The organism is Algoriphagus alkaliphilus, from assembly GCF_900103735.1.
In the GTDB taxonomy this organism is placed as follows: domain Bacteria; phylum Bacteroidota; class Bacteroidia; order Cytophagales; family Cyclobacteriaceae; genus Algoriphagus; species Algoriphagus alkaliphilus.
On sequence record NZ_FMXE01000038.1, the window covers coordinates 1 to 19656 of the forward strand.

Here is a 19656-nt window from a genome sequence, read left to right on the forward strand (position 1 = left end):
TGTAACGTGCCATGGGGTATTAATCCAGATTTCTCCGGGCTATCCCCCTGTATGAGGTAGGTTGCATACGCGTTACGCACCCGTGCGCCGCTCTAGGTCTTAGATTACTCCTCGACTTGCCGCTCGACTTGCATGTATTAGGCCTGCCGCTAGCGTTCATCCTGAGCCAGGATCAAACTCTCCATTGTAATTTATCATTAGTGTCAATCACTGAGCACCCTAAAGCATCCCAGCAACTTCCTGCCCTTTTTCTCAGGCTTTCTTCTCTCTCTTACAACATTTCAAAGAACTTACCCAGCCTCATTCGGCAGGATTGTCAAAAAACAGCCTCTCAGCTCTCTTTTCCTTTATCCGATCCTCTTTTATTCCCGTTCCTTCCGAACAGGGATGCAAAGGTAACCAGCTTTTTTACTTTTTCAACTACTCCTCGAAAATAAATTTGAGAATCCCTGATGTCAAACTCCGACATCTTCAATTACCCCTCTCTTTTTTCCTCCACTGCCCAAAGCCGTTTGCCTCGATTGGGAGTGCAAATATCTCCCTTTTTTTTACCACAACAATACCAAACCTTGAAAAAAATCGCCCAATTACATAAGTCGCTGGAAATGATTAAGAAAAATTTTAATCTGATTTCTGACAAAAAACAAATTCACTTTACTTTTAACCCAAATAAATATGGGATAAACAGAATAATATACTGATAATGAGCTATAATTCAATACCTAAATGATGGTAAAGGCGCATAATACCGCTTCCTGGGATCCTTAAAGGAAAAAACATACCTTAATGATAATTCATGTGCTCCTCCAGAGGATAAAAATCCAAGCTTGGAAATAGAGTAATCAAAACTATATCCAAGCTCAATACCGGAGGAAAGATTTACTCCCAATAAAAATATCAACGCTTCATTGTTTGGAAGGGAATACTTGGTGGGAAGACCCCGATACCAAAAACCAAGTACTAATGGCTCAAAGTAAAACTCTGCCCCTAAATCCAATTGAGAAAACTGACCTTGCTCCTTATAATTAAAGCCCAAGGTTATCGACCTCTCCTGATTGGTATTGTTGAAATATTCATTAATATCTCCTGGGGCTAGATCAAAACGATATCCCCCATGCAGCGAATATTTCATAGGGAGCTGATTTGTGTTGTCTGCCAAGTAACTTATTTCAGGCTCCAACAAATGTGAAACGGAAACTCCAAACCAAGCTTTTGAACCATAATATAAGAGTCCCGCATTTGCATCTACTGATCTGATCTGACTATCGCCTTCAAAGGCATCCCCAGGCTCTCCAATAATTGACCCTGTATTAATATCCAACTGTGTTCCTAAAATCACCTGATCAAAAAGTGCATCTCTTGCTACAAAACTTCCCTGAAAACCAGCTTGGAGGTAACTCTTATCAGTCAATTTTAATCGATAGGAATAAACCAAGCCAATCTCATTCAAACTAGTTTGCGAGAATGATTCCTGCGCCCCCTGAATGATCAAGCCAAAGCCCGAATTAATTTTCTCCTCAAAATGATCAAAATACGCAGTATATGCAATGAAGCTTTGCTCAAGTGCCGGCCACTGATTCCTAAAATTGACACCCACCCTAGTCAGGCCTGTACTTCCTGTAAATGCCGGATTTAAATAAATGGGATTGGCATAGTACTGACTGTACTGAATGTCCTGTGCAAAAAGCAAAAAACCAAAACTTTGAAAAAACAGGGTTAAAAGCGCCTTTTTCACGTGTTTATATTTTGTTTTAAGTGGTCACACCTGCCTACCGGCAGGAAGGTGGATTATAATCATCCCGGTGTGTATCACTTGCGCCATGCTCGATTTCATCGGATTAATCTGAATTTTCCGCTTTCCCTAACTTCTTCACCATCTGTCGTCACGCCATTGACGCGATATACATAAAGTCCCGCATCAAGTAATTTCCCGTTTAATGTGCCATCCCAACCCTCAGTCTCGATATCCTCAGTTCTAAAAATCAAATCCCCCCAGGTATTGAAAATCAAGAGCTCTATTCTTATCAATCCCTTTTGCTTTGGCAGAAAAGTCCTGTTTTGAGTTTCAGTTGGTGTAAATCCCGTCGGTATCATCAATCGATAACTACGTGTAATCAAGACCGTTTTAGTTACTGTCTCCTGACAACCATAAGAGTCTGAAATCATTAACTCCACTACAAATTCCCCTTTTTTGCCAAATGTATGGGCTGGGTTTTGCTGCTGTGAATTAGTCCCATCTCCAAAATTCCATTCCCATTTCACCCCTCTTGAGTCGGACAGGTCCGTAAACTGAATCACATCGTCCGGGAAAATCCCACCCCCTAAATCATCCTTCACGCCAGTACCCTGAACTCCAAAATCAAAATCAACGGTCAATTCCTCTTCTTGAATAAATACTTCCACAGTAACAGGCACAGAGTAACAATCGAGATCCTTCAACTTAACCCGAAGTTCGTAAAGTCCTGATTTTGCAACTGATTTCAGTGCATCGTTCAAAAGGGTAACTCCTAGGCCGGAAAGTTGATAATCATATAAGGTCAGATCGTAACCGGGAATTTCGGCTGTAATATCTACAGCCTTTCCTAATGAGCAACCAACCACAAGTGTATTGAAATTTAAAGAAGGATAATCAGGAAAACTCACAGCTATCTTATTGCTGACAGCGGGGCAATTTTTTCGATTGTAACCCAAAACCTCATATACTCCCTCCTCCCCTGTCCTAAAGGTATTTTGATTTGCCCCAGGTATTAATTCTCCATTTTTATACCACTCAAACCGTTCATAAACTTCATTTCCTGTTCCGATGAATGAAACTATTTCTCCCTCACAAATATCAATTTTAGATTTTTCCTGAATTCCCCCAGAAATAAATAAACTGATCGGTTCGGGAGATTCTTGAATTTTGAGGGTCATTGAGTTTCCTCCTGATGTCTTTCCATAGCTATCTGTGATGGTGTAAAAGACTGTAACCTCCTCGTCCACAAATTCCTCATTTGGAAAAAAAGTAAATCCCCCCTCCTGATCACTTGCCCTGAATGTCCCCTGCGGCAAAATCAAAACACGGTTTTGCTCCAAACATCTGGCCTGAGAGCAGAGATCTCCAGTTTCGGCTTCAATATCTTCCGGGGACTTATAAAATTGAAGGCACCTAATTACACTGTTTTCATTGGGCAAAATCACTTCTTCATCTGTGATGAAAAACTGATTTTCCTGCCCCGCACAGGAGGCAAAATCTGAAAAATCTACTCCCTGAGGATTTAAGAGCTTATCATCAGCAGAAACTTCCACAACCAAGTTTCTGATCTCATGGAAATTTGAAAACCCTCCGGTGGATGCTGCAAAACCGATTTTTAAGTTCTTTGGGGCTAAAAAATCATATGGTCGATCGAATATGGTGATTTGTCTGGGCAGACCGGGTTCTGTGGTGACGACCATCGTTAAAGTTAGAAAAAATCCAATCCCATCCGGATCTGGCTCCAATTCCATATTGACTTTTCTATAACCAACGGCCATAGGATCAGTGACTCGTGAAGTTCCCGATCCACCGGAGCTAATAGGGAATTGCCCCCCAGGTAAAAGCCCATCATTTCCAGTAGCCATCGTTTTTCTTCCAACAATAAACTCATACCCGGTAAATCCATTTCCAGGACCCCTGATCACGATGGAGTTTGGAACTCTTCCATTTTGATCTAATACAGGAAAACTCCCTGACATATTCCCATGTGTAGTACCAAAATTCCCAAATTCATCAAACCCAATTCCCAAATAAGCATTAGTTAGACCAGGCTCATTGTTCCTGGGGCCATATCCCAATGAACCTCCAAATCCTCCCGGGGCAAAATTAGGTGTATCGCCATTAAACAGAAACATGGAAAACCCATCTGCTAAAAACAATCCAGTACCACCATAACTGAAAAACTCAAATTCAACTTTAAGCCCATAAGTAGAAGGAAAAGGAACATCTATATAAACAAAGCCTCGCTGATCATTTTGATTGGAGGTCAATCGAAGAACTCCTTCGGTCAATCGAGCATCCCCACCAAAAACGGTGTTGGCTTGTGTGCTTGCAGTCTGGAAAGTCTCACAATAAGGAAAACCTATTTGCGCATTTACTTCGAACCCGAGCAAAATAAAAAACGTGATTGCGAAAAACTTCAAAATCCCCTTCAATGCCAATTCTTTAGAGTCATAAATAAAATGACAATAGGGCTATAAAACAAAAGCTCCTAAGGTGAACTTAGGAGCTTTTAATAAAAGGTTGAATTTATTTTATCTTAATATAGTCTGAACACGATCCGGACCCACCGAAACCAATTTGATAGGGACATGTAGTTCATTTTCCAAATAGGAGACATAATCCTTTAATTCAGCAGGGAACTCGTCATAGGATCTAACCTCAGCTAATGAACAGTGCCAACCTTTAAAAATCTTATACACCGGCTTGACATCAAGATCTGAAATCTCAAAACTCAATCGATCAACTCGCTCACCAGTCGGCAGTTCGTAATGTGTGCAAACGTTGATTTCTTCGAAAATATTCAAGACGTCAGCTTTCATCATAAATAGCTGCGTTACGCCATTGATCATGATCGAATAACGCAAAGCCGGTAAATCCAGCCAACCACACCTTCTTGGTCTCCCGGTGGTACTTCCAAATTCATTTCCTTCTTTTCGCATCGCCTCACCCGTGGCATCAAAAAGTTCCGTTGGAAAAGGACCGCTTCCAACTCTGGTGCAATACGCTTTGAAAATTCCAAAAACCTCCCCGATTTTGGATGGCGCAACACCTAAACCTGTGCATGCGCCGGCAGTCATGGTAGTGCTGCTTGTCACAAAAGGATAACTTCCAAAGTCCACGTCCAACAAGGATCCCTGAGCCCCCTCTGCCAAAATCTTTTTATTTGATGCCAACGCATCATTAACTACATATTCACTATCAATCAATTTGAGTGTTTTGAAAAATTCGACAGCCGCAAAAAACTGGGACTCCATTTCTGGCAAAGCATCCAAGGGATGATCATAAAATGAAAGTGTTGTTTTGTGCTTTTCTACTAATACATCGTACTTTTCCCGAAAATCCGGGCTCAAAATATCTCCAACCCGCAGGGCTGCCCTGCCGATTTTGTCCTGGTAGGTGGGGCCGATACCTTTGAGAGTCGAACCTATTTTCTTATCCCCCTTTGAGGTTTCCAATGCGGCATCCAAAAGTTTATGGGTAGGAATGATGATCGTAGCCTTTTTGGACACCACCAGATTCTTTTGATAATCAATTGAAAATTTCTCCAAACCATCAATTTCTTTCTTGAGAACAATGGGATCCAAGACCACACCATTTCCGATAATGTTTAGGATTTGAGGTCTGAAGATCCCTGAAGGGATCTGATGAAGCACATGTTTTATCCCGTCAAATTCCAATGTATGACCGGCATTAGGGCCACCTTGGAACCGGGCAACAACCTCGTATTGAGGGGCTAACACGTCTACTATTTTACCCTTTCCTTCATCTCCCCACTGGAGACCCAGCAATACATCCATCTTCATTTGATGTGCAGTCTTATCGGTTAATCGAATTTTTTTAAAGGGCGAAATTTGCGATAAGGGCAAAGAAAACCAAGGGAAACAGGTTAATTATTATCTAGACAATTCTCCTGCAAATGAAAAAAGGGTCTTTCAGGGCTTACTTATCAATTTTTAACTTTAAAATCTTCTAATGAATCATATACCGTAAAAATATTATTTAGTTTGGTAATGATCAATAGCTTCTTTACATGCTCTGAAGGCGAAGTTAAATAAACTTCACCTCCTACATTTCGCATTTTGGTGAGCATCGTGATCAAAAGCCCAATTCCACTTGAACTGATGTATCTAACCTCACTTAAGTCAATCACGAATGTTTTGGCACCATCTTGAATTGCGTCAGAAACAAGCTCCACCAATTTTGGCCCTACTTCATCACCGATCAAGTCGCCTTGAATGTAGAGGTAATTTGCTTTTTCGTCTTTTTGGGTACTATAGGTGAGTTTCATTTAATTTTGTTTTCTGTTGTCACATTTTTCTTTGGTACAGTTGCCATAGAGGATCAGGGAGTGATGAAGGACTTGAAAATTCAAAATCTCCCCCACGGTGTTTTGAATATTTTGAATCCTCGGATCACAAAATTCCATCACCTGATTACATTCAACACAGATCAAATGATCATGCTGCTTATAACCGTAGGATTTTTCGAATTGAGCCAAATTTTTACCAAATTGATGTTTGGTGACCAAATCACACTCTACTAAAAGATCCAAGGTATTGTATACTGTGGCCCGGCTGACGCGATAGTTCTTGTTTTTCATACTGATGTAGAGTCCCTCCACATCAAAATGACCGCCTCGACTGTATATTTCCTCCAAAATCGCATAGCGTTCAGGAGTCTTTCTGAGTTTTTTGTTTTCGAGATATGCGGTAAATATCTTTATAACCTCTTCGAAATGGGTGGTATTCAAGGACATTTTCTGCGTTTTTTTTCAAATATAACTTTTGTCACCTTAAAAAGATTCCATTAGTCAAAACGGGAAATTTTAATAATTCCATTTACTTGCTGCAAGTTTTTGATCAAGTGATCCAAATGCTCCGTGCTATGCACATAAAGTTTGATAGTCCCTTCGAAAATTCCGGCATCTGAATCTACTGTAATCGAACGCATATTCACTTTGAGTTCATTGGAAATGACTTTGGTGACATCATTGATCAAACCGACCCGGTCAGTTCCCAAAATCCTCAATCCTGCCAAAAATGCGATTAACTTTTGACTGGTCCAACGAGCCTTGATAACTCGATTTCCATGGTTAGAAAGCAGCTCCAAAGCATTTGGACAAGATGTTCGATGTATTTTAATGCCTTCATTGATCGTTACAAATCCGAACACATCGTCACCCGGGATTGGGTTGCAACATTTAGCCAGGATGTAATCCACGACATCCATATCCTCTCCAATCAACAGCTGATCATGCTCCGAGCCTTTCAAACTTTTGATTTCTTTGGTAAAAGTGGATTCGTCTTTTACTTTTTCACCCACTTTGCTTTTCCCTTTTTGAACTTCCTTGAAATCCTTAAAGGCTTTGATCGTGGTGGGATCAATGGTTCCTTTTCCAACTCTGTAGTAAAACTCATTGGCCGTCTTAAGCTCATAATAAGCCCGCAACTGCTCGACAGTTTCAGAGTTAAAGTCCATTTTCATGGCTTTCAGCTTTCGTTGGACAATCTCCCGTCCATCTAGGATTGCGGATTTTTTATCCTCTCGGAGTACGTCTTTGATTTTTGCTTTTGCACGTGAAGTGACGACGTTATTAAGCCAGTCTTCAGATGGTTTTTGCTTATTGGAAGTTAGGATTTCGACCTGATCCCCATTCTTAAGAATATGACTGATAGGGACAAGGCGCTGATTCACTTTGGCTCCAATACACTTGGCTCCAATTTCCGTGTGGATTTCAAAGGCAAAGTCCAGCGCTGTTGCACCAATTGGAAGGACTTTCAGGTCTCCTTTTGGGGTGAAGACAAAGACTTCATCATGGAATAAATTTCCTCGGAAATCATCCATGAATTCAATTGCATTGCTATCATTGGACTCAAGAATACTTCTAACCTGACCGATCCAGTCATCCAAGCCAGAACCTGTCTTCCCTCCTATTGTATCTCTGCCCTTATATTTCCAGTGGGCGGCATATCCTCTTTCGCCAATCTCGTCCATCCGGTCTGTACGAATCTGCACCTCTACCCACTGACCGGTATTACTCATGACCGTGGTATGAAGTGACTCATATCCATTGGATCTAGGAGTGCTTATCCAGTCTCTGAGTCTGTCCGGATTAGGCCTGTAGAAATCTGTCACTATTGAATAAACCTGCCAACAGTCGGCTTTTTCGTTTTCAAGTTGGCTTTGGATGATAATTCTGACAGCAAAAAGATCATAAACTTCTTCAAAAGGAATACCCTGCTTTTTCATCTTAGTAAAGATGGAATAAACAGACTTGGGTCTTCCTTTGATGGTGAATTTAAAGTCTTGTTTAGTTAACTCATCTTCAATCGGTTGAATGAAGGATTTGATAAACTTTTTGCGATAGGTTTTAGACTCGTTAATTTTTTGAACGATATCTAAGTAGGTATCGGTGTCAGTGTATTTCAGATAAAGATCCTCAAGTTCAGACTTGATCGCGTACAAGCCCAATCGATGTGCCAAAGGTGCATAGAGGTACATCGTTTCCGAGGCAATTTTAAGCTGCTTATGTCGAGGCATACTGGACAGCGTCCTCATATTATTCAGCCGATCCGCAAGCTTGATCAATATGACCCGGACATCATCGGACAACGTAAGAAGCATTTTCCGGAAATTCTCCGCCTGTTGTGAGCTACCGTAATCAAAAACACCTGATATCTTGGTCAAACCGTCAATGATGGTCATCACCTTATGACCAAATTCCCTCTCAATATCTTCCAGCTCCAAGTCAGTGTCTTCGACTACATCATGAAGCAAGGCAGCAATGATTGAGGTAGTGCCTAATCCAATTTCCTCCACACAGACCAAAGCCACCTCGAGGGGATGATAGATATACGGTTCACCTGACTTTCTTCGCATTTCCTTGTGTGCTTCAAGGGAAATGCTGAATGCTTTTTTGATGAGTTTGGTATCTCCGGGTTTCAAGATAGGCTTGGCCTGTCTGAGCAGCTTTCGATATCGCTTTAAAATTTCTTTGCGTTCTTCTTCTATGTCCACAGGGATCATAAGGATGGGATTTTATTCAAAATAGGGACAGGGAATTGAGCATTCCACTTTTTTTGAATTTTTTTTTACAACACTTGTGAAAAATAAGATAATGTCTTTACCTTCGCATCCACAATTAGAAAACGAGATCATTGATCAAATTTTCTCGGCCTGATTGAATCCAATGCGGATGTGGCGAAATTGGTAGACGCACTAGACTTAGGATCTAGCGCCGCGAGGCATGGGGGTTCGAGTCCCTCTATCCGCACAACACAAGCCCTCAATCACTCCACTGTTTTTGATCAGACAGGAAAGAGATTGGGGGTTTTTAGTTCATCATCTGTTTAATTTTATACACCTTGGAAATTACATTAGACAAGCATTCAGCAAATCAGGCTTCAATTAAAATTACGTTAAACGAAGCAGATTATCAACCAAAGGTTGATGCCAAACTAAAGGATTACGCAAAAAAAGCAGTCATCAAAGGATTTCGTCCGGGAAAAGCACCGATAGCTATGGTGAAGGGCATGTATGGTGTCTCTTTATTGGTAGATGAAATTAATGCATTGCTTGGTGAATCATTAAACAATTACCTGAAGGAGCAAACATTCAGAATACTTGGTGAACCTCTTCCAGTTGAAAAGGCCGACAATTCAATTGATTGGAAGTCACAAAAAGATTTTGATTTCGAATACAAGATCGGTTTTGTGGAATCAGTTAACATTGCATTGGACGCAACTACCAAGGGAACAAAATATTCCATCAAGGTGGACGAAAAACTCATCAATGAGACCCTTGATAACCTTAAGTCTCAATACGGCAATAGCACCAACCCTGAAGTAAGTGAAGCCAACGATAACATCTATGGGGATCTCAAAGCTTCAGAAGGTGATTTTTCAAAAACTATTTCTCTTCCGCTTTCCAAAATCTCAAAAAAGCTTGCCGGTAAATTTATCGGTCTGAGCAAAGATGCTGTAGTTGAATTTGACACCAAGGAAGTAAAAAAAGAGGAATGGTCTGAAGCATTTGGCTTGACAGACGAAGAAATTGCTGAGGCCAAAGGAGCTTTTACTTTTACAATAGTAAATATCAACAGAACGGAAGCTGCTGAGTTGAATCAGGAATTTTTCGATAAAATATTTGGTCCGGAAGCAGTTTCGACTGAAGAGGAATTCATCAATAAGGTGAAAAAAACCCTACAGGGAAGCTACGACCGTGAGTCTAAAGTCTTCTCTGATGAAGAATTGAAGAAAGTATTGGTGGAAAAAGCCAACCTAAATCTTCCTGATGCATTCCTGAAAGAATGGTTAGTGAGAGCCAATGAAGGTAAAGTATCTGAGGCAGATGTGGAAAATGAATATCCTCTCTACGCAAATCAGTTGACTTGGTCATTGATCTCCAATCAAATTGCCAAAGACAATAACATCAAGGCAGAACATGAAGATATCATTGAGAAGACCAAGGAAATGATACGTGAGCAATTTGCATCCTCGGGTCTTGGCGCCCAATTAGAAGCTAGCATGAATATGTTTGTAGACAATTATCTTAAAGGAAACGAGGGTCAAAACTACATGAATATGTTGACTTCGGTACAAAATGAAAAAGTCCTTGCTTTTGTCCAGGAGAAAATTGATTTAGTGGAAAAGGAGATTTCAATCGATGAATTCAAGGAACTTTTAGAGAAGTAAATCGATTTAGAGAGTTATATTCAAAAGTCCTTTTTATAAGGACTTTTTTATTTTTGTCTACCACAACAAACTCAAAAAATGATTAACAAAGAAGAATTCAGAAAGTACGCCATTCACAATCAGGGCGTCAGCGGGACGGCATTTGACCAATACACCCAGCACATTGATAACATGACCCGTTCGGTCATCGAAGAGCGTCCTCAGAATTTTCGGGAAATCGATGTTTTCTCGAGATTGATCATGGACAGAATCATTTTCTTGGGTACCGGCATTGACGACCATATCGCTAATATCATCGTGGCGCAATTGCTTTTCCTAGAATCTGTAGATGCTAAAAAAGATGTGTTGCTCTATGTCAACAGTCCCGGAGGATCTGTGACTGCAGGTCTTGGTATTTATGACACCATGCAGTACATCGGACCCGATGTCGCCACTATTTGTACAGGCATCGCCGCTTCCATGGGTGCTGTACTCTTGGCAGGGGGTGCAAAAAACAAAAGATCATCACTACAGCACGCAAGAGTAATGATTCACCAGCCTTCCGGAGGCATGCAGGGTCAATCCAGAGATATGGAAATTTCTCTCAAATTGATTCTTTCCATGCGAGAGGAATTATATCAAATTCTCGCCAATCATACAGGAAAAACATTTGAAGAAATTGATCGGGACTCAGACCGGGATTATTGGTTGAAAGCTCAGGAAGCCAAAGAATATGGCTTAATCGATGAAGTATTAGTTAAAAAAGTATAAGAATGGCTCAAGTAACCTGCTCCTTTTGCGGTAGAAACAAAAAAGATGTAGATCTGATGGTATCGGGAATCTCAGCCCATATCTGTAATTTCTGTATCGATCAGGCACACCTGATTCTCGGCGAAGAAGATAAAACCAAGAAATCAAGTGCCAAACCTAAGTTTAAACTCAAAAAACCAAAGGAGCTGACATCCTACCTCGACCAATATGTCATCGGTCAGGAAGAAGCAAAAAAAGTACTCACAGTAGCAGTATACAACCATTATAAGCGTCTTCAGCAGAAGGATGACCATGATGAAATCAAGATTGAAAAATCCAACGTCATCATGGTGGGAGATACCGGCACCGGTAAAACTTACCTCGCCAAAACTTTGGCAAAAATCCTTGAAGTACCGTTTTGCATAGCTGATGCGACAGTGTTGACTGAAGCAGGCTACGTGGGTGAAGATGTGGAAAGCATTTTAACCCGACTACTGCAATCGGCAGATTACAATGTAGAAGCAGCTGAGCGGGGAATCGTTTACATCGATGAGCTGGATAAAATCGCACGAAAATCAGACAACCCCTCCATCACACGTGATGTAAGTGGTGAAGGTGTGCAGCAAGCCATGTTGAAGCTGCTTGAAGGCACAATGGTCAATGTACCCCCTCAGGGAGGCCGGAAGCATCCCGACCAGAAAATGATCGCCGTAAACACGGAAAATATCCTGTTTATTTGCGGGGGAGCATTCGATGGAATTGCCCGACACATCGGCAAGCGATTGAATACACAGCCTATGGGTTTTGCTAAAACCAGCGATACTCCCCAGGCTGATCGGGAAAATCTACTTCAATATGTGACCGCACAGGACTTGAAAGCCTTTGGTTTGATTCCTGAACTAATCGGCCGCCTTCCTGTATTGACTCATCTGGATCCACTTCACAAGGATGCCCTGAAGCGTATTCTCACCGAACCAAAAAATGCTTTGGTCAAGCAATATACCAAGCTTTTGGCAATGGAAGGTGTCAAGCTGACATTTGAAGAGAGTGCATTGGACTTCATCGTGGACAAAGCGGACGAATACAAGCTTGGAGCCCGAGGACTTCGTTCTATTTGCGAAGCGATTGTTACCGACGCGATGTATGAGTTGCCTTCTGACGACACGATCAAAGAACTGGTCATTGATGAAGACTACGCGAGATCGCAATTTGACAAATCAAAATTCAAGCGACTTCAGGTTGCTTAAACCTTAAAACCCCGGCGAAAGTCGGGGTTTTTATTTTTTAAGGGAATCCAGAATCAACTCCGCAGTACTATCAGAAGCAGAACTATCCCCTATCCGCTCTTGGATCAAATCATAACCTTGCAGCATTTCCCCTTTGTACACCACATTGGAAAAAATCCGATTCAATTCCCCCTTCAGATTTTCAACAGTAAAATCATCTTGGATTAGCTCCTTGACCACTTCTTTCCCTGCAATAAGGTTCACCAAAGAAATGTAGGGGACACGAATCAGATTTTTTGCAATCATATAGGAAATAGATGAAGTTCGATAAACCACAATTTGAGGAACACGGAAAAGGGCCGTTTCCAAAGTTGCCGTTCCCGAGGCTACCACTGCAACCGTGGCGTGGCTAAGCAAATCATAGGTCTGATCAATTACCACCTTTATCCCAGCAGTCCTTGCCGGATCGTATGCTAATTCCGGTAAGCTACCCACTCCGGCGATGACAAACTGGGCATTCGGAAATTCCCTTACCAAGGAAACCAATCGGTCCAACATCCCATTTATCTCTTGCTTTCTGCTCCCGGGAAGTAAAGCGATGATTGGTTGATAGCTCAGTTCATTTTTCTGAAAGAAAAAATCATGGGATTTAAATTTCCGGATTTCGTCCAAAAGCGGATTACCCACATAATGGACGTTCATATCATATTTCTCAAAAAACTCCGGTTCGAAGGGAAGAATAGAGTAGATCTGATCCGTAAAAGCCTTCAACTTTAGAGCACGCTTTTGATTCCAGGCCCAGACTTTCGGTGGAATATAATAGTGAACCGGGATCCCATTTTCCTTGGCAAAGGCGGCAATTTTCATATTAAACCCTCCATAGTCCACAAGAATTAATGCATCCGGCCGATAGACCAATAGGTCCTTCTTTATTAGGCTGAGATATTTGAGCACTTTGCGAAAACCAAGAACTACCTCCAAAAATCCCATCACCCCAACTTCAGAATAATCAACCACCAAATCAACACCTGCATCGGCTGAATAGCTACCTCCCATTCCCCGAAACTTGGAGTTTAGATCCAGCTTCTGCATGGCCAAAACCAAGTTGGAAGCATGTAAGTCGCCTGATCTTTCGCCTGAGATGATGTAAAACTTTGTCAATTTGGTAAGAGGTAAAAAGTAAGTGGTGAGTCCCAATTTTGATTAGGGTTTAAAACTAAATTTATCAGCTTTTGACATCATTGCATTCAACTTATTATTTATTTGATCACATTTCATAACAATAGATTGCAATTCTTCAGATGAAACTAATTCACAAGCATGAGCTAACTCAATCCAATGTCTGGTTTCGTATTGTTCTGCATCTCCATCAGTTAATTTGGAAATAAAGTGATTAATATACCTCCTTTTGCCCCAAGCCTCAGCTATTTGACCTCCTATCGATCTGGAAGCTCTTCTAATTTGATCTGTCAAAGAGAAACGCTCTTCAATGGGGAATTTCATTGATACAATGTAAACTTCCTTTGCTAATTCTCTAGAAAGCTTGTACACCTCCAATTCAAAATAAAATTGAACAAACGGCATATGATGTGTGAGTTAACAACTTACTTTTTACAACTCACAATTTACAAAAAAATTCAACCGCCAAAGTACTCCACAAAATTCCTTGGGGTCTCGTAAAGGGTCAGCTTATACAGTCCACCATGCGGAGTAATTTCCTTGACAGCAGGCTCTAAAATTTTCCAAAATTCCATCACCAGAATTTCACAGCTCGCCATTTTGCCCAGCATGAAATCTACATCCACATTCAGGTTTTTATGATCGACTTTCTCAGTTACCAGTTTTCGGATTAAAGTACTCAACTGCTTTAAATCGACCACAAACCCAGTTTCCGGATCGGGAAGACCTCTGACAGTTACAATCAATTCGAAATTATGTCCATGCCAATTGACATTGGCGCAAGGTCCGAAGACCTCAAAATTTTTCTCATCAGACCATTTCGGATTCCAAAGCTTGTGGGCTGCATTGAAATGCTCTTTTCTGCAAACGTGAATCATCTACTTTTTAATTTCGCTGCAAAGTTATGGAAAAGTATAGGGATAAGAAATCAATGGATTTGATATAAAAAACCCCCGATGAATCGGGCGCAATATGTTTTATCCTTTATTGAGATCTGTGAAAAAGATGACAAGGTGGTCTTCCCTTCCAAGATCCAATTTTCGATCTTTGATAATTTGTTTCGCCATCTCCTGATCTTCTGGATTCAGCGCTTTCAAGATGATATTAGTTTTGCTTTTAACGCTCGAAACTTTATCATTTCTGTCAATCAAGTAATAGGTCTCTTCAAACACAAACATCCTACCGGCTGTGGGGGCATAACTGTTTTTTGGAGGAGTAACCAGATCGGCATAAAATTTTCTGATTAAAGTATACTTATTTCCTTCCGCAATAACATTCACTAAATCATTGGCCTCAATTCCTTTCACTGAATCAAAGCCTTTTTTGAAAAGTAATCTTGGAAGCAATCCCTGCTGTTGGGCATTTGCCAGAATGATTGATGGCCGCTCCAATTCGACATACTCCACAAAATCCTTTGTCAAATAGATCGTATTTCCGGCTTCATTAATCACTTCTAATTCGTTATCATAAATATTGAATTTATAGGCTACATTTTCCTTGAGACCGGCGTTGGTTAATCCAATATTGGCTCTAGACCAGTCTTCAAAAAGATACGGAGATCCTTCAATGCCGGTATACGGAGTGAGCCTGGCAGGAGCACCATTCATATTTATATTTGAAATTTGTCCAATTGCAGAATTGGAAAGAACAATAAATGCCAAGATTAAAAACTTTTTCATAATTAATATTTAATTACTTTTTTGTGTAAAATTAAATTGTTGGTTTGAATTTTCAAGATATACAATCCCCGAGGACTTGGCAATGAAAACGATTTTAAAAGTTTATCATCTGACTTAGTTACCTCTTCTTCGATGTATTGTATGCCTGACATATCAGTTAAAGTGAAATACACCTGACCAACGAAGTCATTGGTAATAGTCACATCTAATTTATCCCCAGAAGGAACTGGCCCCACAAATACACCAAATCTGCTCAAATCAGGTTCTGGAATTGATGAAATTACTGTCACATCTGAGATTCTATTGCAGGATTCGTTAAAAATTGCAACCTGATAGGAGCCGTCTCCACCGGCCTCTAAACTTCGCGCTGTTGCTCCTTGAATTGGCTGTCCGTTGATAAACCACTGGTATTTATCCCCGGGCTGCTGAGAAGTAAGCACATTTCCATTTACTACTATTATCGGCTTTGGAAGGTCATTTTCACCAATTAAAATTTCCTTATCAAAAGATATGGTTTGGTCATCATTGGATATCTCCAAATTGATCGTGTACGAGCCAGGCGCATTAAAAATAAAAGAAGGATTAGAAAGTGTAGAGGATCCTTGACCGCCAAAATTCCACTTAAATGCTTTTATAGCACCTTCGCTCAGATTTTGAAAGGAAATACGTGATCCCACGCAATTAAAGAGCGTATTAAAATTCGCGAATAATACGTCCTCACATTTTTTTGATAACCATCCCGTAGAATTAGTAATGACTGCACCCTCACCCAGGTTAATTATAGCTTTTCCTTCCCGATTAACATTGGTGACTGTCACATGCTCAAGGCAATATTTTACATAAAGGTCATGAACAATTTTCCCTGAAGTGCTCGACTTTATAACGGCGGGACTACTGCTTGATGCATTTACTTCGATTTTATCAAATATGATTAATTGACCGGAAGCACCAAGATTAAGTATAGAAGCGATGCCTAAATCCAATGAATCAACTTGACTGGAGGCTTGTCCTAATACATATTCAGCACCGGTGATGGACAACTTGGAAAATGCTCCAGCACGGTGTGTTAACGAACCCGACTGAATAGAAAGATTATCAACAGGAATTTCAGCTAAATTATTTAGCTCACCGATCGCACCGGAGAACACCAAACTTAAACCAGCCGGAATTTTCCCACCGTGGGCAATGGAGAAATCACCCTTGAAATTTATTGATTGAAGCACCCCTGACAAGATTCCAGTCGCATTTATCCTTAGCGAAGACAAAAGCAAAGACTCCAGATTAACTGACACCTCCGCAGCTTCGATTGTGAGTTTATCTAAAATCTCAGCAGTAAGAATTTTCCATTTCCCGGATTTGAAGTTTAAAGTGGTTTTGGAAAAGATCGCTTGACCAAATTCAACCAAATTTTCATTGGGACTGCTTGATTCAAATACTATGGTTCCGTTTTCAATTTCAGTGATTTGATTACTCACTCTAAAACCATTGGTGACTGAAATTTGATTTCCTTTCAAGTCAAACTTAACCAATTGACTACCAAACAAATTAACGCTGAAAGCTTGGGCATCATTTGGAAATCCAATTATCTGATTGTCAGAACCAGAACCTTCAAAAACAACACGAGTCACAGAATTTGGAATCTTGTTGGCAGAAGAACCATTAGGAGTAGCTGACCAATTGGCAGGATTTGACCAATCACCAGTGTTTCCTCCTACCCAATATAAGGTCTCCTCAGCACCGTCTGTAGTGCCTGCTTTTAATACTAGGGAGAATTCTTGCTTTCCTCCCACTAAACTCCCTTTATGCGATATCCTAACTTTATATTTTTGTGGTTTCGGAGATTCAATTAAAATCTGTTCTACATTATCCCTAAAATTATCTTTATCTCGTACTGCCTGAGCACTGGATCCGGCTGCAGGATTTAAGGACCATGGGAAATATGTATTTCCTTCTTCATCAACTATTCTCAGGCCCAAATCATTGATGAGCATAAGATTTTGTGGATCCACAGAAATTGGAGCTGGATTTCCAGATGGGTCGGTCCAGGCAATTGTCACTCTTATAGGAGAAACACCATCAGAAATAAAATCAAAGTCAAAATTTTCACCGTTGGCAAGAGTTTCCTCCCTGATGACATCCGATGTTCCATTTTCATTAAGGATAATCTTTCCTGCAGCTTCCACATCCAGTAATCCCCATCCATAAACGTAGTCAGGACCTAGATTAAGCCCTGCCTCTTTGGTAGTATTGAGTACTAAGCCTTTTACCGTAGATGCCCACATAAACCTCCCGTTATTTCTTTGACTGTAAAGCTGCTGAAGAAGGAGAAGTGATCCGGTTACATTTGGAGCGGCCATTGAAGTCCCACTAAGGCCCCCGTAGGAATCAGTAGTGCCTCCATTTCCAACAGTGGTACTAAAAACTCCAACACCAATAGCTACTAAATCTGGCTTTATTCTTCCGTCATCCGTTGGGCCCCAAGAAGAAAATGAACTCATTGCAACAGAATTTGGACCTGAATAGGGTGCTGGTAAACTCACTGCTCCAACTGTAATTATATTTTTGGCAACTCCTTCAGGCCCCAATGTGTCATCCGGTCCATCACTTGGTTTGGTACCGTTGCCCACATCAGTCCGATCGTTACCGGCGGCCCAGACTACTGTATACTGAGGTCTTATATAGATCAAATCATCCAAGCCTTTGCTTTTGGATGAATAATATCCAAATCTATAATCTTCGTTAGGATCAACTGAATTATTCCCCGCCCAAGCCCAAGCACCCGTACTATTTCTAAACCATCCCAGAACAACCCCATAGGAGTGGTTTGACACCAAATGCCCATTTGGCTTTATGGCGGGTTCATAAGCATTAGCAAACATTTTTGAGAGGTCACTATCCCAATTAAAGGACCAACCTGTAGCTTCATAGGCCATACCCCTTACAGAGGGATTGATTCCCGCCGCTAATACTGTCCCCGATACGTGCGTAGCATGATTACTTATCGTTTCCGTAGATCCATCGATTTGAGTTAATCTACCAGTAAACTCTACATGATCCGGCTTAGGTCGCGTTTGATCATAAATCCCGACCACAAACCCTTTCCCTGTTAAATTTTGTCCTAGGCTACCACCTGGTTGAAGAGAAATAGTACCTACAGCCGCTGCTGCTCCAGTATTGAGTGTTTTTAAATAATGTGGAAAGCCGAGTTCGTCAAAATATCTTAACTCTGCAATCAAACCATTTTCCAAGGGAATAAAAACAGGAATTTTCCGCTGATTCGCCCGAAGCAAAATTTCTGATTTAGTTTGATTCAACAAATGGTATTTTGTAATAAAACTATCAGAAATGGAGTTTCTGACACTATTCAATTCGGGCACTTCAATTGCAGTATTTTGAGCCTTAGTAGCGACTGCCAGAAAAAGAAATAACACAAATAAAACACTCTTCATGGTCTCCCTCATACAGTATCAATTAACTCTAAATTTAAGAATAAGTTCAAAAAAAAAGAGGGTTAAAACCCTCTTTTTAATTTAATATAATTTAAGATTAAGGCCTCTTGGTCAGTTCTACTGTACCACCATCGCCATAAGTATTTTTCCACGTAATCAGGATTTTACCATCTGCAGGTGTGCTTGTTCCGGTTATGGTAAACGGATCATTGTATCTGTCTCTATTGGTAGAAGCACCGATCAGAACATTACATCTGTCAGTAAAAGTACCTGTAGGAGCAGTATCTTGATAAAAACCTGGGTACATGCCAAATGACATATCACTCATGGTATAAACTCCTGTGGCAGTAGAGGTCAGTGAAATGGTCGGGAAAGCTGCGATGGTGAAATTGGTTGCTGTCTGGCGAACTCCTCCAGAACCGTCACCTAAATTCAATACTCTCCAAAGCACAGTGTAAGACCCAACCAGGTTTGATGGACAAATCACGCGAATTCTGTAAGTCAGTGACTTATAATTGACACTTACCTTTGCTCCATTTGCAGAAGTAATATTCAAAACCAAGTTTGGAGTCTCAGTTGGTTGAATATTTCCGGTTAATACAGTTACTGGCAATTGTGCAATCACTTGTCCTGCCGGGATAGTCACTGTTTTGCTAGCTAAAGTATAATGTACACCTTGTACAGCAGTAGAGGCAGGATCCGCTTCGACAGTCACCGTAACAGGAGTTGATTGTGCTGCTCCTACAAGATTAATTTGAAGGTTAGCCTGATCAGTCTGTGTTGCATTCAGTCTGACAAAGTTTTGAGTCACACCATTTGGTAGTGTAGAGGCATCAAATTCTACTTCTGATCCGTCCCAAACTTTATCGAAATCCGACTCTTCCATACAGGAGACTAAAGTCCCCATCATGAACAAGAGTATGATCGAATATAATTTATTTATTTTCATGTGTTTCTAAATTA

The 19656-nt window shown here is 40.7% G+C and carries 15 protein-coding genes, 1 tRNA gene and 1 rRNA gene; 4 read left to right on the forward strand and 13 right to left on the reverse strand.

Annotated elements, in window-relative coordinates:
• From BLQ81_RS19060 to BLQ81_RS19090, 7 genes are all read right to left on the reverse strand, one after another.
• Positions 1 to 188 (reverse strand): 16S ribosomal RNA (locus tag BLQ81_RS19060); the annotation flags it as partial.
• 527 nt (positions 189 to 715) lie between these two features.
• Positions 716 to 1735 (reverse strand): PorP/SprF family type IX secretion system membrane protein, encoded by a 1020-nt coding sequence (locus tag BLQ81_RS19065; RefSeq protein ID WP_175454285.1) that lies wholly within the window; start codon positions 1733 to 1735, stop codon positions 716 to 718.
• A 95-nt stretch (positions 1736 to 1830) separates the two neighbouring features.
• A complete protein-coding gene (locus BLQ81_RS19070; RefSeq protein ID WP_245693314.1) occupies positions 1831 to 4128 on the reverse strand; it encodes a PKD domain-containing protein in 2298 nt (765 codons plus the stop codon).
• Between the two features lie 141 nt (positions 4129 to 4269).
• Positions 4270 to 5541: an adenylosuccinate synthase gene (locus BLQ81_RS19075; RefSeq protein ID WP_092733728.1), complete on the reverse strand. Its 1272-nt coding sequence runs from the start codon at positions 5539 to 5541 to the stop codon at positions 4270 to 4272.
• A 143-nt stretch (positions 5542 to 5684) separates the two neighbouring features.
• Positions 5685 to 6026 carry an STAS domain-containing protein gene (locus BLQ81_RS19080; protein ID WP_092733732.1) on the reverse strand — a complete coding sequence of 114 codons (342 nt, stop codon included), beginning with the start codon at positions 6024 to 6026 and terminating at the stop codon, positions 5685 to 5687.
• Entirely contained in the window at positions 6027 to 6494 is a 468-nt protein-coding gene (locus tag BLQ81_RS19085) for a Fur family transcriptional regulator (RefSeq protein WP_092733735.1), read from the reverse strand.
• 50 nt (positions 6495 to 6544) lie between these two features.
• Entirely contained in the window at positions 6545 to 8764 is a 2220-nt protein-coding gene (locus BLQ81_RS19090) for a RelA/SpoT family protein (RefSeq protein ID WP_092733738.1), read from the reverse strand.
• A gap of 165 nt (positions 8765 to 8929) precedes the next feature.
• On the opposite strand from BLQ81_RS19090, the gene BLQ81_RS19095 reads away from it, so the two are divergent.
• The 4 genes from BLQ81_RS19095 to clpX all read left to right on the forward strand — a co-directional run bounded on the left by BLQ81_RS19095 (position 8930) and on the right by clpX (position 12407).
• A tRNA-Leu gene (locus tag BLQ81_RS19095) sits at positions 8930 to 9011 on the forward strand.
• Positions 9012 to 9102: 91 nt separating this feature from the next.
• Complete coding sequence (locus BLQ81_RS19100; RefSeq protein WP_092733742.1) at positions 9103 to 10431, forward strand: trigger factor; 1329 nt, start codon at positions 9103 to 9105, stop codon at positions 10429 to 10431.
• A gap of 78 nt (positions 10432 to 10509) precedes the next feature.
• A complete protein-coding gene (locus BLQ81_RS19105) occupies positions 10510 to 11181 on the forward strand; it encodes a ClpP family protease (RefSeq protein ID WP_092733745.1) in 672 nt (223 codons plus the stop codon).
• A gap of 2 nt (positions 11182 to 11183) precedes the next feature.
• Entirely contained in the window at positions 11184 to 12407 is a 1224-nt protein-coding gene (gene clpX, locus BLQ81_RS19110; RefSeq protein WP_092733748.1) for an ATP-dependent Clp protease ATP-binding subunit ClpX, read from the forward strand.
• A gap of 30 nt (positions 12408 to 12437) precedes the next feature.
• On the opposite strand, the gene lpxB is transcribed toward clpX, so the two are convergent.
• The 6 genes from lpxB to BLQ81_RS19140 all read right to left on the reverse strand — a co-directional run bounded on the left by lpxB (position 12438) and on the right by BLQ81_RS19140 (position 19642).
• Entirely contained in the window at positions 12438 to 13583 is a 1146-nt protein-coding gene (gene lpxB, locus BLQ81_RS19115) for a lipid-A-disaccharide synthase (protein ID WP_245693315.1), read from the reverse strand.
• Positions 13584 to 13589: 6 nt separating this feature from the next.
• Positions 13590 to 13970, reverse strand: coding sequence for a four helix bundle protein (locus BLQ81_RS19120; protein WP_092733751.1), 381 nt, complete (start codon positions 13968 to 13970; stop codon positions 13590 to 13592).
• Positions 13971 to 14023: 53 nt separating this feature from the next.
• Positions 14024 to 14443 (reverse strand): 6-pyruvoyl trahydropterin synthase family protein, encoded by a 420-nt coding sequence (locus BLQ81_RS19125; RefSeq protein WP_092733754.1) that lies wholly within the window; start codon positions 14441 to 14443, stop codon positions 14024 to 14026.
• Positions 14444 to 14542: 99 nt separating this feature from the next.
• Complete coding sequence (locus BLQ81_RS19130) at positions 14543 to 15244, reverse strand: hypothetical protein (protein WP_092733757.1); 702 nt, start codon at positions 15242 to 15244, stop codon at positions 14543 to 14545.
• 2 nt (positions 15245 to 15246) lie between these two features.
• Positions 15247 to 18693, reverse strand: a complete 3447-nt coding sequence (locus BLQ81_RS19135; RefSeq protein WP_217636688.1) for a S8 family serine peptidase — start codon at positions 18691 to 18693, stop codon at positions 15247 to 15249.
• A gap of 97 nt (positions 18694 to 18790) precedes the next feature.
• Positions 18791 to 19642 (reverse strand): DUF4843 domain-containing protein, encoded by an 852-nt coding sequence (locus BLQ81_RS19140; protein WP_092733763.1) that lies wholly within the window; start codon positions 19640 to 19642, stop codon positions 18791 to 18793.
• Positions 19643 to 19656: the final 14 nt, after the last annotated feature.

What these genes read in the sequence shown, in the direction of transcription:
- BLQ81_RS19075 (WP_092733728.1), bottom strand. Translation starts at nt 5,541, where the DNA reads ATGAAGATGGATGTATTGCTGGGTCTCCAGTGGGGAGATGAAGGAAAG.
- BLQ81_RS19080 (WP_092733732.1), bottom strand. Translation starts at nt 6,026, where the DNA reads ATGAAACTCACCTATAGTACCCAAAAAGACGAAAAAGCAAATTACCTC.
- BLQ81_RS19085 (WP_092733735.1), bottom strand. Translation starts at nt 6,494, where the DNA reads ATGTCCTTGAATACCACCCATTTCGAAGAGGTTATAAAGATATTTACC.
- BLQ81_RS19090 (WP_092733738.1), bottom strand. Translation starts at nt 8,764, where the DNA reads ATGATCCCTGTGGACATAGAAGAAGAACGCAAAGAAATTTTAAAGCGA.
- BLQ81_RS19105 (WP_092733745.1), top strand. Translation starts at nt 10,510, where the DNA reads ATGATTAACAAAGAAGAATTCAGAAAGTACGCCATTCACAATCAGGGC.
- clpX (WP_092733748.1), top strand. Translation starts at nt 11,184, where the DNA reads ATGGCTCAAGTAACCTGCTCCTTTTGCGGTAGAAACAAAAAAGATGTA.
- BLQ81_RS19120 (WP_092733751.1), bottom strand. Translation starts at nt 13,970, where the DNA reads ATGCCGTTTGTTCAATTTTATTTTGAATTGGAGGTGTACAAGCTTTCT.
- BLQ81_RS19125 (WP_092733754.1), bottom strand. Translation starts at nt 14,443, where the DNA reads ATGATTCACGTTTGCAGAAAAGAGCATTTCAATGCAGCCCACAAGCTT.
- BLQ81_RS19130 (WP_092733757.1), bottom strand. Translation starts at nt 15,244, where the DNA reads ATGAAAAAGTTTTTAATCTTGGCATTTATTGTTCTTTCCAATTCTGCA.
- BLQ81_RS19135 (WP_217636688.1), bottom strand. Translation starts at nt 18,693, where the DNA reads ATGAAGAGTGTTTTATTTGTGTTATTTCTTTTTCTGGCAGTCGCTACT.
- BLQ81_RS19140 (WP_092733763.1), bottom strand. Translation starts at nt 19,642, where the DNA reads ATGAAAATAAATAAATTATATTCGATCATACTCTTGTTCATGATGGGG.